Origin of the sequence: Deinococcus sp. Leaf326 (assembly GCF_001424185.1) — a bacterium.
Taxonomy (GTDB): domain Bacteria; phylum Deinococcota; class Deinococci; order Deinococcales; family Deinococcaceae; genus Deinococcus.
The window spans coordinates 15,842-30,425 of record NZ_LMOM01000013.1; the positions used below are offsets into that span (position 1 = coordinate 15,842).

General features: G+C 68.2%; 13 protein-coding genes. 4 read left to right on the forward strand and 9 right to left on the reverse strand.

The genetic code is table 11. The features are described from left to right. Positions 1-2 precede the first annotated feature (2 nt). The 6 genes from ASF71_RS04910 to ASF71_RS04935 all read right to left on the reverse strand — a co-directional run bounded on the left by ASF71_RS04910 (position 3) and on the right by ASF71_RS04935 (position 6,310). Positions 3-713 carry a VWA domain-containing protein gene (locus ASF71_RS04910; RefSeq protein ID WP_056295922.1) on the reverse strand — a complete coding sequence of 237 codons (711 nt, stop codon included), beginning with the start codon at positions 711-713 and terminating at the stop codon, positions 3-5. 28 nt (positions 714-741) lie between these two features. Next, positions 742-2,913: a transglycosylase domain-containing protein gene (locus ASF71_RS04915; RefSeq protein WP_056295923.1), complete on the reverse strand. Its 2,172-nt coding sequence runs from the start codon at positions 2,911-2,913 to the stop codon at positions 742-744. Positions 2,914-2,935: 22 nt separating this feature from the next. Beyond that, positions 2,936-3,232: a hypothetical protein gene (locus tag ASF71_RS04920; RefSeq protein WP_056295926.1), complete on the reverse strand. Its 297-nt coding sequence runs from the start codon at positions 3,230-3,232 to the stop codon at positions 2,936-2,938. Positions 3,233-3,360: 128 nt separating this feature from the next. Next, the gene (locus ASF71_RS04925) at positions 3,361-3,681 is read right to left on the reverse strand and encodes a hypothetical protein (protein WP_056295929.1); all 321 of its coding nucleotides are present in this window, start codon (positions 3,679-3,681) and stop codon (positions 3,361-3,363) included. Positions 3,682-3,794: 113 nt separating this feature from the next. Continuing rightward, positions 3,795-4,262: a hypothetical protein gene (locus tag ASF71_RS04930; protein ID WP_056295932.1), complete on the reverse strand. Its 468-nt coding sequence runs from the start codon at positions 4,260-4,262 to the stop codon at positions 3,795-3,797. Continuing rightward, a complete protein-coding gene (locus ASF71_RS04935) occupies positions 4,259-6,310 on the reverse strand; it encodes a lipase family protein (RefSeq protein WP_056295935.1) in 2,052 nt (683 codons plus the stop codon). The genes ASF71_RS04930 and ASF71_RS04935 overlap by 4 nt, the downstream gene beginning before the upstream one ends. 255 nt (positions 6,311-6,565) lie before the next feature. On the opposite strand from ASF71_RS04935, the gene ASF71_RS04940 reads away from it, so the two are divergent. From ASF71_RS04940 to ASF71_RS04955, 4 genes are all read left to right on the forward strand, one after another. Beyond that, complete coding sequence (locus ASF71_RS04940; protein WP_056295938.1) at positions 6,566-7,771, forward strand: ABC transporter ATP-binding protein; 1,206 nt, start codon at positions 6,566-6,568, stop codon at positions 7,769-7,771. Between the two features lie 146 nt (positions 7,772-7,917). Then, positions 7,918-8,667, forward strand: coding sequence for an ABC transporter substrate-binding protein (locus ASF71_RS04945; protein ID WP_056295941.1), 750 nt, complete (start codon positions 7,918-7,920; stop codon positions 8,665-8,667). A 194-nt stretch (positions 8,668-8,861) separates the two neighbouring features. Continuing rightward, on the forward strand, positions 8,862-9,686 hold the full coding sequence (locus ASF71_RS04950) for an amino acid ABC transporter permease (RefSeq protein WP_056295944.1): 825 nt from the start codon (positions 8,862-8,864) through the stop codon (positions 9,684-9,686). Between the two features lie 71 nt (positions 9,687-9,757). Continuing rightward, positions 9,758-10,519 (forward strand): tryptophan-rich sensory protein, encoded by a 762-nt coding sequence (locus ASF71_RS04955; RefSeq protein ID WP_056295947.1) that lies wholly within the window; start codon positions 9,758-9,760, stop codon positions 10,517-10,519. Positions 10,520-10,692: 173 nt separating this feature from the next. Here ASF71_RS04955 and ASF71_RS04960 read toward each other — a convergent pair whose 3' ends face one another. The 3 genes from ASF71_RS04960 to ASF71_RS04970 form a co-directional block, all read right to left on the reverse strand. Then, positions 10,693-11,694, reverse strand: a complete 1,002-nt coding sequence (locus ASF71_RS04960) for an ABC transporter permease (protein WP_056295952.1) — start codon at positions 11,692-11,694, stop codon at positions 10,693-10,695. Between the two features lie 16 nt (positions 11,695-11,710). Next, the gene (locus ASF71_RS04965; RefSeq protein ID WP_056295956.1) at positions 11,711-12,739 is read right to left on the reverse strand and encodes an ABC transporter permease; all 1,029 of its coding nucleotides are present in this window, start codon (positions 12,737-12,739) and stop codon (positions 11,711-11,713) included. Positions 12,740-12,953: 214 nt separating this feature from the next. Then, positions 12,954-14,534 carry an ABC transporter substrate-binding protein gene (locus ASF71_RS04970; protein ID WP_056295959.1) on the reverse strand — a complete coding sequence of 527 codons (1,581 nt, stop codon included), beginning with the start codon at positions 14,532-14,534 and terminating at the stop codon, positions 12,954-12,956. Positions 14,535-14,584: the final 50 nt, after the last annotated feature.

Below are 14,584 nucleotides of genomic sequence, written 5' to 3' on the forward strand. Positions count from 1 at the left end.
GCTCACTTCCTCGCCTTGTTCACGGCGGCGGCGAAGGTGGGGTAGACGTTGTTCAGGTCGTAGGCCCCGGCCATGAGCACGCGGCGGTCGTCCGCCCCGCCCCCGAGCGCCTTGACGAAGCCGTCACGGACCGAGTCGCCGTTTGCGCTCTTCTCGGGCGAGAGGCCCGCGAGAAAGACCGCGCGCGTGCTGCTCGCCTTCAGCAGACCCGTGAAGGTCTGGCTCAGTCCGGCGCGCCCCGGATCGTCGAGGACCGCGCCGTCGGTGAACAGCACGACCACGTCGGCGCCGGCCTTGGTCCGCGCGATCATGGTGCGCGCCTGGGTCAGCGCGGCCGTGATCGCGCTGCCGCGCGTCGTGCAGGGCTGTGTTAGTGCCGAGGTGTAGCGCAGGATGTCGGCCTTGCTCAGCCGCGCGCCGTTCTTGGACTCGAACCGGAAGTCCGCGACCGTCTGCACGCCGCTGCACACCCGCAGCAGGGTGACGGTGTCGCCCGAGCGCACCTGGTTGAGCAGCAGGCTCTGGGTGAGCAGCGCCGCCTGTTTGGCGTAGCCGTAGGCGGGGTTCTTGCTGCTGCCGGTCATGTCGGCGGCCAGGACGAAATGCAGCGGCGGGGTCGAAAGGCCCAGCAGCGCCGAGGCGCTCGCGGGCGTGGGAGAGAGGCTGGGCAGCAGCAGGGGCCACAGGGCCGCGAGCAGGGGGGGCAGGGTCATAGGTCAGCTCCGCAGAGAAAAGGAAGGGTCATGGCGTGCCCGCGCCTCTAGCTGGGGCTCCGGAACCTGGGGCCGCCGTGCGCGCGGGCGGCGCAGGGTTTTTGGGCGTCACGCCGGGGGCGGGCACCGCTGCGCCGTCCCGGCGGGTCATTCCGGCGGGCGGCGTCACCTCGCGGACCTCGTGGGGCAGGTCGCGCAGCAGCCCCACCTCGCGGCAGGCGGTCTGGTCGCGGTAGAGGTCGGTGGGGACGCTGGACACGCCGCTCGGGTCGCCGATCCAGACCGCCATCGCGTACTGCGGCGTCACGGCGGCGCACCAGGTGTCGCGCACGTCGTCGGTGGTGCCCGACTTGGCCCCCAGCGGCACGCCGTGCCCCGCGAGCCGCTGCCACAGCGTGGGCCGCAGGAACTGGACGTGGCTGGCCGGGTCGTTCACCGCTCCGGTCAGCATGTCGAAGGTCTCGTAGGCGACCGCGCCGCTCCACAGTGCCTCGCAGCCGCCCCTGGGCAGGGCCAGCGGCCGCCCGGCGCGGTCGTACACCTCGGCCAGCAGGTGCGGCCGGCACAGCTCACCGCCGTTGGCGAAGCTGGCGTAGGCGGCGGCAACCGTCAGCGGCGTGGCGCGGTAGGTGCCCAGCGCGGGGCTGGAACGGTTGGCCGTGTCCTCGCGGTAGCCCACGCTCCCCAGCACGGCCCGCAGAGCGGTCTCGCGGCCTAGGCCCACCTGTACGGCGACCGTGTTCAGGCTGCGGGCATTGGCCTCGCGCACCGTCACCGGGCGTCCCAGAAAGGTGCCTGAATTGTTGCGAATATTCTGCGCGCCGTAGCGGGTGGGGCCGTCGGTCAGCGTGCTCTGTTGCGTCAGCCCCTGCCCGAAGGCCACCGAGTACAGCAGAGGCTTGACGGTGCTCGCCACCGGGCGCAGCGCGCTGACCGCCCACTGCCGTCCCGGCTGGCTGCTCTCGTTGCCGCCCGTGCTGCTCGACAGCGCGATGACGCCCCCCCCACGCACGTCCACGATCGCCGCGCCCTCGGCCACGCCCACGGGCCGCCCGCCGGTCGCGCCCTCGCCGGTCACGCGCCGCGTCAGGGCCGCCTGCGCCGCCGCGTCGATGGTCAGGACCACGCGCCCCACCCGCCGGGGGTCTATGCCGTCCGCGCGCAGCTCGCGCCGCACGAGCTCCTGCATGGCCCACACGGGTTCGGGGTCGTTGCGGTAGTCGGGGTTGCGCGTGGCCGACACCACCCGCAGGTCGCTGCCGCCGCCGGCGTATTCCACCCGCCACAGCCGGGGTTGCAGCGGCGTCTGGGCGGCCTCGGCGTACTGCGCCGCCGTGATGAGCTCGCGGCTGCGCAGGATCCGCAGGGTCAGCAGCTGCTGGGTGCGCATCCAGCGGAAGCGCGACGTGGCGGTCTCGGGCGCGGTCTGGTCGTCTACCAGGTAGCGTCCCGGCGCGGGCAGCAGCCCCACCAGGAAGGCACTCTGAGCCAGGGTCAGGTCGGCCGGGTCCACCCCGAACACCGTGCGGGCCGCGTCGTAGATGCCCTTGCGCTGCCCGATGCCCAGCCACGGCAGACTGTTCACGCTCATGGACAGGATCTCGCGCCGGCCGTATTTCGCCGTCACCACCGGGGCCAGCACGAACTCGGTCGCCTTGCGGGTCATGACCAGGCCCAGGCCCCGGCGCCCAGTGTCGTAGTCGAAGTGGCCGGCCAGCACACTGTTTTTCAGGAGCTGCATGGTGATGGTGCTGCCGCCCGCGCCGCTCAGCAGGGCGCGGGGCAGCCGGCCCAGGTCCACCCCGACGTGCGAGAAGAAGCGCACGTCCTCCTTGCTCACGTAGGCCAGCAGAAAGCTGCGCGACACGCCGGTCAGCGGCACGCTCAGCGACTCGCGGCAGGGCACGGCGTTGGTGGCTCCGCCCTCGCGGCAGTGGTCAATGACGCCCAGCGGCGCGCCCCGGCGGTCCTGCACCTCGATGGGCTGCAGCTCGGCGCGCAGGTTCCAGGCCCGCGCCCACGCGCCGCTGTAGGCCGCGCCGCCCAGACCCAGCGCCATCGTGCCCAGGGTCAGCACGCCGACCGTCGCCAGCCCGGCGCGCAGCAGGCGCCGCCACGTCCAGGGCGCGGGCCGCCGGACGAAGGGGGTGCGCGGCCAGGGGCTCAGGGACTTCCAGAGCTGGGGCCGCCAGAGTTTCACGTTTCCTCCAGGACGGCGCGGCTCAACGCACCACGTCCGCCACGCCCACCGCCGCCGAGCGGAACTGCGCGGCCTGCCACAGCTGCGTCGCCAGCCCCGAGACGCCCACGAGCAGGATCGTCACTGTGCCGAGTACGGCCAGGGCCGTCACGGCCGTCGCCCAGGCCGAACGCGGCGCGCGGGCACGCGGGTCGGGCCGGGGAACGGTACGGGGCCGCGCGGGCCGTCTCTCGCGTTCGGGCTTCGGGGCACTGACAGGCAGGTTCGGCAGGGTGGGCAGTCCCGACGAGTAGGGCCGGGGCTTGCGGACAAAACTCATGGCCGGATTTTAGGAAGTCTCCATGAGATGCACACCCGACTTTCGGATGAGAACTTCGTCCTGGCGCACCGAAAAGCGGTGTGGGCACCTTTGCTGCGGATTCAGCGTTCCTCGCGGACGATGGGGCTTTAAACTATGTTCGACTCGTAGCGCCCCCAGATCCCGGGATACCCCCCGAAGCTTTCCCCGTTGTAGGCCACCCGCGAGACCCCGAAGCCGAAGGTGTACTCCGCGGCCGCGCTCAGGCGGAAACTGCGGTGGTACTGCCCATAGTCCTCAGCCCAGGGTCCACTTCCTGCGAAGGGTTTGACGGTCGCCGCGAGCCGGGCCACGACCTCCTCGCGCTTGAGGACCGAGACGAAACAGCGCGCTCCCGTTTTGCTTATACCCTCGCCGCAGAAGGTGTCGCAGTCAATCTCCTTGAACTCTTTTGCACCAAGCGTCTGCATGAGGGTCTTGTCGTGGTTGCGAAGAGTTGCAGGGTTGGGAGTCGCCGGCCGTGCGGCACAGGCAGCGGCTCCGCACAGAAGCCAGACCAGAGGGCAGATAGGGACGCCCCGGGTTATTTCGTCTCCCGGACGATGGGGCTGTAAAGCACGTCCGACTCGAAGTGGCCCCACACGCCCGGCTGGTCGCGGTAGATCAGGTCCTTGTAGGCGACCCGCGACACGCCGAAGCTGAAGGTATAGGCAGGGTCATGGCTCAGGCGGTAGAAACGGTCGAACTGGCCGTAGTTCTCGGCCCATTCCGCCCCCTCGGCGAAGGAGGCCACGCCCCTGGAAATCCGGGCGGTCAGTTCCTCGCGCTTCAGGGTCGAGACGAAGCAGTGGACGCCGCGCCGGGCCATGCCAGGACCGTACAGGGTGTCGCAGTCGAGTTCGCGGAAGGCCGGGCCGGTGAACAGGTCGAGAATCTGGCGGTCGTAGGCCGCGACGGTCTTCGTGGGATCTTTCATGGAGGCCGACCTCGGCGTGCCTGCGCACGATCCCAGGGCGGCGAGCAGCAGCAGGGCGCGGTAGGAAAGGTTCATTCGGGCCGCCAGGACTTCCAGACGACGGGCAGCCGCGCGCGCATCGTGTCGCGGACCCCCTGCGAGATCGGCACGCCGCTGGCCTTGTACTCGCCGAACGGGGTGTACTTCTTGGAGACGACCGGCACGCCCATCGTGCCGCCGAATACGGGGGCCGAGTAGTCGTTCTCGAAGGTGTCCAGCCCCAGGGTCTTGGCCATCTCCAGGTCCGAGGGCTGAAGGCTCAGGCGAGTGCTCTGCTCGATGACGGCTGTGGCCGCGACCTGAAAGCTCCGGAAGTCCCGGAAGCGCCCCTGGTCGCGGGCCAGGGCCTCGACCCTGGACATCAGGGTGTTCAGGACGATGTTCTGGTAGAACACCTCGGCGTAGGCGTTGTCGCTGCTCTTGGCCGACTTGTCGAACAGCCCGGCGGGCAGCGTCCGGATCGCCCGCGCAGCGAGGTCGCGCTGACCTTCCAGGACATGCCGGGGGTCGCGCGCTACCGGGTAGCTGCCCCCGAACACGCTGCGCACCTCGCGCGCGCCCTTGGGGGCCAGGGTCGCCTCGTCGCGCAGGCCGTTTTCGGCCAGAAATTTCAGGTCAGGGTTCTGGCCCGCCGCCCCGCCGCGTAGATAGGTCGTCAAGGCAGGGGTTACGTGGCCGGAACTGGCATTCTCGGCGGTCGTGTTGCCGAAGCGGGTCTGGGTGCCCTTCGGGCGACTCACGCGGTCGAAGTAGGCGATCTGGCCGGGCAGCGCGGCCTCGCCGGCGGTGGGTACCACGTCGCCGTCCACGCGGTAGTGCCGCGCCGAGATGGGCGCGGCCTTCCCGGGACCGGCGTTGTAGGCCGCGAGTTTCTGCACGGTCGCGCGGTCGATGTTGGCGGCCTGGAAGGTCACGACCTGCGCGACGTACTGCGGTTGCAGGGCCGTCACGATCTGCGCGATTGCCCCGCCCAAGCTGTGGCCGGTGGCGTAGACCCGCCCTCCCTTCAGGGCCGCCGCAAGGTTGGTGCGGATGAGGTCGGCGTTGGGCCGGTACTGCAGCCAGCCGACCTCGGCCGGGGCGAAGTCACCGATGAGGGTGTCCTGCGTGCCCTCCATACCCTCGTGGCGCGCCTGGCCCACGTTCTTGCCTTTCGCCCGCGCCTCGCCGGCCGACTGCTCGCCGGAGGGATCGTACTTCACGCCCTCAGTGCCCCGGAAGGCGGCGACCGGGTGCGGCCACTTCGCCCGGCCGGGCAGCGGATGGAAGACCCGCATCTGGAAGCCCCAGCGCCCCAGGACGAGTTCGCCGGCGCCGTACCCGAAGTGCGAGAGCAGCGCTCCCGGGTGGCTGCCCCGGCGCTCCTCGGTCGCCGCGCCGTTCAACTCCTCGGCGGTCTGGTCGCTGTAGCTCATGCCCACGGCGAGCTGTTCCAGAAAGCCGTCGAGGGTGAGTTGCGCGTCGCTCAGGGGCGGGGGCAGCAGCCGCAGCAGGGTCTCGCGGGTGCCCGCGTCGCGTACCGACTCGCCCAGCGCCGCAGACAGGCTCTTGTGCTGCGCGGCCTCATAGGCCGCCGCGACCGCCGGTCGCGTGCCCGCCGGAATGGCCTTGAGAAACCCGAGCAACAGCTCGAAGCCGCCGCCGCCCATCTCGTACTGCTCCAAGCCGGTGGTGGACGTAACCTGCGCGCCGTCGAAGGTGGGCGTGACGGTGGTGTGCGTGGTCGAGAGTTTGCGCGACGTGCCCTGCGTGAGATCGGACACCGCCTCGTCGCCCAGCAGTAGCGAAGACCCCAGGTTAGCGGCGGTGCGGCTGCCGGTGCCCAGGTTCATGAGCAGGCCCTGGCGCGCGAGTTCGTCGGTCAGGCGCCCGGTCGGCCGGAAGGTCTGGTGCGCGCGCAACAGTTCGGCGAGTTTGGCAGCGATGATCCCCGGCTCGGCGAGGTGCGACCCGATGAAGGCCGCGTTGCGGGTCACCTCGGCCGCCACCGGACCAGCGGGCTGGCGCGGCGCGGCCGTGGTCGTCTGGGGAGCGGCGGTCCGGGAAGCCGGGGCCGGCGTAGCCTGCTGGGCGGGTCGGGTCATACCACCTCACGAAAGGGGCGCGCACGCCACTGGAAGGGACGGGGAAACCGGTGAGCCGAGGCTAACACGGCCCGGCGGTCTATGCTGCCCGACTTCCGGCCCCTGGGGCGCGCGTGGTAAACTCCGCACTGTCAGCATGGCGTCAGCGTAAATCACCGGTTTCTCGTTCTCGAACCCCGGTTGTCCGAGCCGCTCCCGAACTGTCGGAAGCCCTTTCACGGACAAGAGCAGGGGCGAAAGGTAGGCGTATCTCTCATGGCAGAAGTGATCCTGGAGCACATCAACAAGCGTTACGGCACGAAGCACCACGCGGTAAAGGACTTCAACCTCCACATCGGAGACCGCGAGTTCATGGTGTTCGTCGGGCCGTCGGGCTGCGGCAAGTCCACCACCCTGCGCATGATCGCGGGCTTGGAAGACATCAGCGACGGCATCCTGAAGATCGGTGACCGCGTCGTGAATGACGTGCCGCCCAAGGACCGCGACATCGCGATGGTGTTCCAGAACTACGCGCTGTACCCGCACATGAACGTCTACGAGAACATGGCCTTCGGCCTGAAGCTGCGCAAGACGCCCAAGGAAGAGATCGACAAGCGCGTGCGCGACGCCGCCAAGATCCTCCAGATCGAGCACCTGCTGGGCCGCAAGCCCAAGGAGCTCTCGGGCGGTCAGCGTCAGCGCGTGGCGATGGGACGCGCCATCGTGCGTGAGCCCAAGGTCTTCCTTATGGACGAGCCGCTCTCGAACCTCGACGCCAAGCTGCGCGTCGAGATGCGCTCGCAGATCAGCCAGCTGCACCGCCGCCTGGGCGCCACCATTGTGTACGTGACCCACGACCAGGTCGAAGCGATGACGCTGGGCAACCGCATCGTGGTCATGCGCGACGGCATCATCATGCAGGTCGACACACCCATGAACCTTTACGATTTCCCGCAGAACAAGTTCGTGGCCGGCTTCATCGGCAGCCCCTCAATGAACTTTCTGTCGGGCAAGGTGCAGAACGGCGAATTCCTGATCGGCCAGAGCCGCGTGGCCCCGATGGGTCGCCTCGCCCAGAGCCTCAAGGCCTACGAGGGCAAGGAAGTGCAGATGGGTATTCGCCCCGAGCACGTCGGCGTGATGGGCATGACCGACCTGCCGCAGGGCACCAACGTGCTGCACGGGAAGGTCGTGGTCGTCGAGCCGCTGGGCGCGCAGACCGACCTCATCATTGAGGTGGCGGGCCAGAACATGACCGTCAAGGTCGAGGGCCAGGCCCTCGTGCAGCCCGGCGACGACATCCAGCTGGTTGTCGACCAGACCCGCCTGCACGCCTACGACACCACCACCGAGATGGCGATCGACCGCGGCACGCCTACCGGCACGCGCGGCCAGGCCGACACGCTGGGCCTGGGTTACGAATACCCCGGCATGGCGGCCAGCAATATCACGCCCGAGCGCGTCGTGATGGCCAAGAGCTGAGGCTCACCCGGCAGATGGAGGCGGCCCCCTTCTCGGGGGCCGCCTTCCTTTATTTTTATTCACACCCGCGAGCCGCTAGACTTGGGCGCAGCTTCATCTTCACGGCCCGCCGGGTTCGGGGGCCGGACCCACGCTCAAGGAGACCCATGAAAAAAGCACTGTTCGCGCTGACCGCCCTGGCCCTGCTCGCCAGCACTGCCCAGGCCCGCACCTGGGACGAGATCAAGAAGGCCGGCACCATCAAGATCGCCACGGAGGGCGCCTTCCCGCCCTTCAACGTGCTGACCGGCAAGGTGCTTTCGGGCTTCGAGGTGGACCTTGCCAACGCGCTCGCCGCGCAGCTCGGCCTGAAGGTCGAGTGGGTCACGGCGCCCTTCGACGGCCTGCTCATCGGCCTGCAGCAGAACCGCTACGACTTCGTGATCGCCTCGCACGGCATCACGCCCGAGCGCCAGAAGGCCGTGGACTTCACCGACCCGCACTACTGCACCGGTGGGGCCATCGTGACCAAGGTGGGCGGCCCCAAGACCGCGGCGAGCCTGAGCGGCAAGATCGTGGCCGTACAGGTGGGCACGACCTACCTGACCAACGTGCAGAAGCTCTCGGGCGTCAAGACGCTCGTGTACCCCAAGGACACCGACGCCCAGACCGCCCTGATGACCGGCCGCGCCGCTGCCTGGGTAGGCGACAAGTTCACGGGTCTGGACCTCGTCAAGGCGCAGAAGGGCCTGCAGCAGGGTGACCTGCTGTTCAAGGAACAGATCGCTATGGCGGTCAAGAAGGGCAACACCAGCCTGACCAAGGAACTCAACGCCGCGCTGGCAAAGGCCGAGAACAACGGCACCTACGCCAAGATCAGCGGCAAATACTTCGGGCAGGACATCCGCTGTAAGTAAGTCCGGGCCCGGGCAGCCTCCGGGTGAATGGAAAGGCGGAGGGCCCAGACCTTCCCCACGGGTGGGACGCTTCCGGACGGGAGCGTCCTCCTTCTTGCTGCTTGGAGCAGCCCCCGCCCGCCGCGCCGTGAATGTGGCATGATTCACCCAATGTTCCCGAACAATGTCATGCAGTTCGCTGTTCAGGGTGGCCGGTGACGGCGTCTCCTCCCGGCCGCGCCCGGCCACAGGGTGGCCACCTGCTGCTGTGGGTGGTGGGGTCGGTCGTCGCCTTTCTCGTCCTGTTCTGGATCATCACGCTGGCGCTGCAGCTGCCTCTTTGGCCCGAAGCCATCAGTCAGAACGCGGCCCTGTTCGTGTCGGGCGCGCGCACCACGTTGTACCTCACGCTCGTCAGCGGGGTGATTGGCTTGGTGCTGGGAATCCTGCTGGGGCTGTGGAAGATGAGCAGCAACCGCATTCTGGCGGCTCCCGCCAGTTTCATCGTGTGGGTGGTGCGCGGCACTCCGCTGTACGTGCAGCTGCTCTTTGCCAACTACGCCCTGCCCGTGCTGTTCCCGCCCTTCGGCAGCCTGCTGACCTGGGCCGACTCCTGGCCTTTTCTGGAGGTGGGCTCGGTATTCGTGGCGGCGGTGTTCGCGCTGTCGCTCAACGTGGCGGCCTACAACGCCGAGGTCGTGCGCGGCGGCGTTCTCGGCGTGCCGCGCGGCCAGACCGAGGCGGCGCGCTCGCTGGGCCTGAGCGGCGCGCAGACCATGCTGACCGTGGTTCTGCCCCAGGCCCTGCGCCTGAGCCTGCCCGCACTGGTCAACAACATCGTGGCCCTGCTCAAGGACTCGTCGCTGGCGGCCACCATCGCCGTGACCGAGCTGACCCGCATCGCCGATCAGGTGCGCTCCAGCACCTTCCAGCCCATTCCGGCGTTGGCGGTTGCGGCCTGCGTGTACCTCGCCCTCACCACCGTCCTGACCCTGTTCACCGATCAGCTCGAAAAACGGGTGCGGATCGCCAGCCGCTGAACCCCGCAGTCCAGCTTGGGTCTTTCTTGAGTCGAGAGAATGACTGTGGCGTCAGTTCCTAAGCTGACCGTATGACTGGAACCGCGCGGCAGGTGACGATCGTCCTCGTGACGGTATTGACGATAGTGATGAATTATCTCAGTAACGCCCTGCCCCTGTTCGGGCGCACAAACGCTCAGGTGAGCGACAATCTGCCGAACGCCTTCACCCCAGCAGGTCTGACGTTCGCCGTGTGGGGCGTGATCTACTTGGGTCTGACAGTGTTTGCGGTGTACCAGGCCCTGCCCGCCCAGCGCAGCCCCCGCTTCGACCGGCTGTTCTGGCCCTATTTGGTGTCCAGCCTACTGAACGTGTCCTGGTTGTTCGCCTTCCAGAGTCTCAACCTGGGCCTGAGCGTGCTGGTGATGCTGGGGCTGCTCGTCACTCTGATCACGTTGTACCTGCGTGTACGCAGCCTGAAGCCCCTGGGGGCCGAGTACGCCGCGCTTCAGGTGCCGGTGAGTCTGTATCTCGCCTGGATCTGCGTGGCGACCATGGCGAACGTGACCGCCTTTCTGGTGTTGCAGGGCCTCGGCACGGGGGTGCTGGGCCTGAACGGCCCGCTGTGGAGCGCGCTGCTGGCCGTGATCGCCGGGCTACTGGGCACGGTGTTCCTCGCCCGTTTCCGGGATGTGGCCTTTGCGCTCGTGCTGCTCTGGGCCCTGTACGGGGTCTACGCCGCCCGGCCCGACGTGTGGGCGGTCGGCGTGGGGACGGCCCTGGCCGCCGCCCTGCTCGTGCTGGGGGTCGTTGGGACACTGCGCCGCCGTCGGCTGGCCGGAAGCCCGGTGTAGTGGCCGCCTAGCCTGTGAGCTACGACAACCGAAACGGCCGCGCCCTCCCGATCTGTGGGGGGCTTTTTCTGACTCTGGAGAAGACCGCACTCCGGCTGTGCCGCCGCCTCCAGAGGCCACATGACGAAAACGCCGCCCAGGATTCCGGGCGGCGTTTTTGAAAATGAATGGGATTACTGGGCGCTGCGCGGGTCGAGCACATCCCGCAGGCCGTCGCCCAGCAGGTTGAAGCCCAGTACGGTCAGGAAGATGGCGAGACCGGGGAAGATCATCGTCCAGGGCGCGTCGATGTAGTACTGGCGCGAATCCGAGATCATGGTGCCCCACTCGGGCAGCGGAGGCTGCGCGCCGATCCCCAGGAAGCCCAGCGCCGCGACCTCAATGGTGGCGGTGGCGATACTCAGGGCACCCTGCACGATCAGCGGTGAGAGGCTGTTGGGGAGCACGTGCCGGAAGATCATGCGGCCCTGCGAGGCCCCCAGCGCGCCCGCCGCCTGCACGTATTCGCGCTCGCGGGTACTCAGCACGACGCTGCGTGCCAGGCGGATATACACCGGCACCTGGACCAGCGACACTGCGATCATGGCCGTGACCAGTTGTGGACTGCCCAGCGCGAAGAGGTCGTTGAGCCCCCGGATGAGGAAGGGTGGATTGTCGCTCGAAAAGATGCTGGCGAACCCGATGGCAAGCAGGATGCTGGGGAAGGCGAGCATCACGTCGCTGAAGTAACCGAGAATCGAGTCCAGCCAGCCGCCGAAGTACCCGGCCAGCACGCCCAGCAGCGTCCCGATGACGAGCGCGAGCAGCGTACTGACCACGCCGACCTTGAGGCTGATGCGGGTGCCGTGCAGCACGCGGGTGTAGATGTCGCGCCCCAGGTTGTCGGTGCCGAAGGGCGCGGCCAGCAGGTTGCGCCGCCCGGTCGCGGGGTCGGTGTAGGTCTCGGCCGCCGCACTGTCCCACAGCGCCGTGAGGCTGGGCGGCTTGAGGTTCAGGGCGTAGTTGCGGTCGGTGGTGGGGTCGTAGGGCCGCAGGACCGGCGCCAGGATCGCCAGCAGCACGAACAGGGCCACGATCACGGCCCCGATCTTGCCGGGCGTGCTGCGCCGGAAGCGTCGCCAGAACAGGCTCTGGCCCTTCTTGGCGGGTTTAGCGGGTACGGAGGTCGTGGTCATGGCTTCACCTGGGCGCTCATCGGTACTGGATCCGGGGGTCGAGGGTGGCGTAGCTCAGGTCCACGAGCAGGTTGGTCACGCTGACGATGAGCGCCGCGAAGATCACGCCCCCCTGGATGATCGGGTAGTCGCGCAGGCTGATGGCGTCGTAGATCCACGAGCCCAGCCCCGGCCACGAAAAGATCGTCTCGGTGAGGACGGCCCCGCCGAGCAGCGCGCCGGCCTGAAGCCCAATGACGGTCACGACCGGCAGCAGGGCGTTGCGCAGCGCGTGCTTGATGACCACGCGGCTGCCGGCCAGCCCCTTGGCGCGGGCGGTACGCACGTAGTCCTGCCCCAGCACGTCGAGCAGGCTGCTGCGCGTGATGCGGGCGACGATGGCCAGTGGAATGCTGCCCAGCGCGATGGCCGGCAGGATCAGGTGACGCACGGCGTCCCACGAAGCGGCGGGCTGCCCGCGCAAAAAGCCGTCGAGGACGTACAGGCCTGTCACCGGTTGCAGGTCGGTCTCGTTGCCCAGCCGCGCCGAGGGCGGCAGCCAGCCGAGTTTGACGGCGAAGAAGTAGGAGAGCAGGAGGCCGAGCCAGAACACCGGCATACTCACGCCCACCAGGCTGATGGTGGTGGCGAGGTTGTCCCAGATGCTGTTGCGGCGTAGCGCCGCCAGAATTCCGGCGGGCATCCCCACAATGAGCGCGAACAGCATCGCCCACAGGCTCAGCTCGGCCGTGGCCGGAAAGCGCACCTTCAGTTCGCTGCTCACCGGGATGTTGCTCTGGATGCCTTGGCCCAGGTCGCCCTGAAGAAGCGCGACGATGTACTTGGGATACTGGGCGTCGAGCGGATTCTGCAGGTTGAAGAACCAGGGCTTGTTGAGCCCCAGCTGCTCACGCAGGGCGGCGGCCGATTCGGCGGTGGCGCGCTCTCCTAGCAGCGCGACGGCCGGGTCGCCGGGAATCGAGCGCACGAACACGAACACGACCAGGCTGATGCCCAGCATGACCAGCACGGTCCGCAGAATGCGGCGGATCAGGTAACTGCCCAACGGGGGCCTCCTTGAAACGGGAAAAGACAAGTCATCGTGACTCAGGGTACAAAACGGTCCCGGCCACCGGATGGGAAAGCAGCCCCGGATTGTACCGGGTCAAAAAACAGGCCAAAGAAAACGGGGCAGGCCACCGCAGGGGCCTACCCCAGGACGCTCACGCACAGAGGGGCCGGCCCCCCACCTGGATCGGAGGGACCGGCCCCGCGCCGCCTTACTTGCCGACGACGCTGATGGAGTTGAAGGCTTCGCTGCCCAGGGGGCTGGGCACCCAGCCCTTGACGTAGGTACGCGCGGCGGCCAGCGGCTGGCTGTGCACCATCGGCAGGCGGTAGGCCGCGTTGTAGGTGAACTCGTGCAGCTGCGAGTAGGCCTTGGCCTTGGCGGCCTGGGTGGTCGCGGCGCGGCCCTGCTCGAGGAGATTCTGCACCGTGATCGAGTTCCAGCCGATGTCGCTCGACCCGTTGGGGCCGTAGTAGGCGCCGTAGAAGTTGTCCGGGTCGCCGTAGTCGCCCGTCCAGCCGATCATGTACATGTCGAAGCCGGGGGCCTTGTTGCGGTCTTCGAGGTACTTGGCCCAGTCCTCGGTCTTGAGGTTGACCTTCACGCCGATGGCCGAGAGGTCGGCCGCGATGGCCTCGGCGATGGGCTTGGGGTTGGGGAAGTACGGGCGGCTGACCGGCATGTACCACAGGTCCACCGAAAAGCCGTTGGGATAGCCGGCGGCGGCCAGCATCTTCTTGGCGGCGGCGGGGTCGTACTTGTAGTCGGCCGGCACCTTGCCGCTGTTGGCCCAGGCCAGCACGGGCGGCAGGAAGCTGGCGTTGCTGGTGCCCAGGCCGTTCCAGAAGGCGTTCACGATGGCCTTCTTGTTGATGGCCATGCTGATGGCCTGCCGGACCTGGCTGTTCTTCAGGTACTGGTTGCGGTTGTTGAGGCTCAGGAAGCCCACGTTGAAGCTCGGGCGCTTGACGGCCACGAGGTTCTTGTCACCCTGCACCGACTTCAGGCTGTCCGGGGTCAGGTCGTTGGCGAAGTCGATGGTGCCGGCCTTCAGTTCGTTCAGGCGCTGCGAGGCGTCCTTGATCGAACGGATGACGACCGTGTCCACCTTGGCCTTGGTGCCCCAGTACGCCGTGTTCGCCTTGAGGGTCACGCGGTCGCCGGTGCGCCAGCTCTGGAAGATGAAGGGGCCGGTGCCGACCGGGGTGCTGGCGGGCGTGCCGTACTTGGCTCCGTCCTTCTTGATGGCCGTGGGCGAGGCGATGCCGAAGTAGCCGGCGGCGATCACGTTGGGGAACACGCTGCTGGCCTTGTTCAGGTCCACGCGCACGGTGGTGTCGTTCACCTTGACGATGTTCTTGATGACGGCCGTCGAGTCACCCTTGAAGCCGCCCAGCAGGTCGCCCACGATCTCGTAGGTGCGGCCCTGGTTGCGGAAGCCGTAGGGGTGCGCCTTGTCCCACCAGCGCGAGAGGTTGAACACCACGGCGTCGGCGTTCAGGGGGGTGCCGTCGTGGAACTTGACGCCGGGGCGCAGCTTGAAGGTCCAGCTCGTGGCGGCCGCGTTCGAGCTCCACGAGGTCGCCAGACCGGGCACGAGGTCGGTGGTGCCGTCCTTGAAGTCCACCAGGGTGTCGTAGATCTGGCGCTGGACCAGAATCGAGATGCCGTCGGTGATGTTGCCCGATTCCAGGCTCACGGGTTCGCCGTTGCCCCCGAACACCAGGGTTCCGGCGGCAGAGGCGCTGGGCAGCGCGGCGAGCAGGGCGGTCGTCAGCAGCAGTTTCTTCATGGGTCCTCCGGGGATCTGACACGCGCCAAGGCCTCCCCGCAGCCGAATGG

Excerpts from the sequence above, each read along its gene's own strand:
- ASF71_RS04910 (WP_056295922.1), bottom strand. The coding sequence starts at position 713 with ATGACCCTGCCCCCCCTGCTCGCGGCCCTGTGGCCCCTGCTGCTGCCC.
- ASF71_RS04920 (WP_056295926.1), bottom strand. The coding sequence starts at position 3,232 with ATGAGTTTTGTCCGCAAGCCCCGGCCCTACTCGTCGGGACTGCCCACC.
- ASF71_RS04925 (WP_056295929.1), bottom strand. The coding sequence starts at position 3,681 with ATGCAGACGCTTGGTGCAAAAGAGTTCAAGGAGATTGACTGCGACACC.
- ASF71_RS04930 (WP_056295932.1), bottom strand. The coding sequence starts at position 4,262 with ATGAACCTTTCCTACCGCGCCCTGCTGCTGCTCGCCGCCCTGGGATCG.
- ASF71_RS04935 (WP_056295935.1), bottom strand. The coding sequence starts at position 6,310 with ATGACCCGACCCGCCCAGCAGGCTACGCCGGCCCCGGCTTCCCGGACC.
- ASF71_RS04940 (WP_056295938.1), top strand. The coding sequence starts at position 6,566 with ATGGCAGAAGTGATCCTGGAGCACATCAACAAGCGTTACGGCACGAAG.
- ASF71_RS04945 (WP_056295941.1), top strand. The coding sequence starts at position 7,918 with ATGAAAAAAGCACTGTTCGCGCTGACCGCCCTGGCCCTGCTCGCCAGC.
- ASF71_RS04955 (WP_056295947.1), top strand. The coding sequence starts at position 9,758 with ATGACTGGAACCGCGCGGCAGGTGACGATCGTCCTCGTGACGGTATTG.
- ASF71_RS04960 (WP_056295952.1), bottom strand. The coding sequence starts at position 11,694 with ATGACCACGACCTCCGTACCCGCTAAACCCGCCAAGAAGGGCCAGAGC.
- ASF71_RS04970 (WP_056295959.1), bottom strand. The coding sequence starts at position 14,534 with ATGAAGAAACTGCTGCTGACGACCGCCCTGCTCGCCGCGCTGCCCAGC.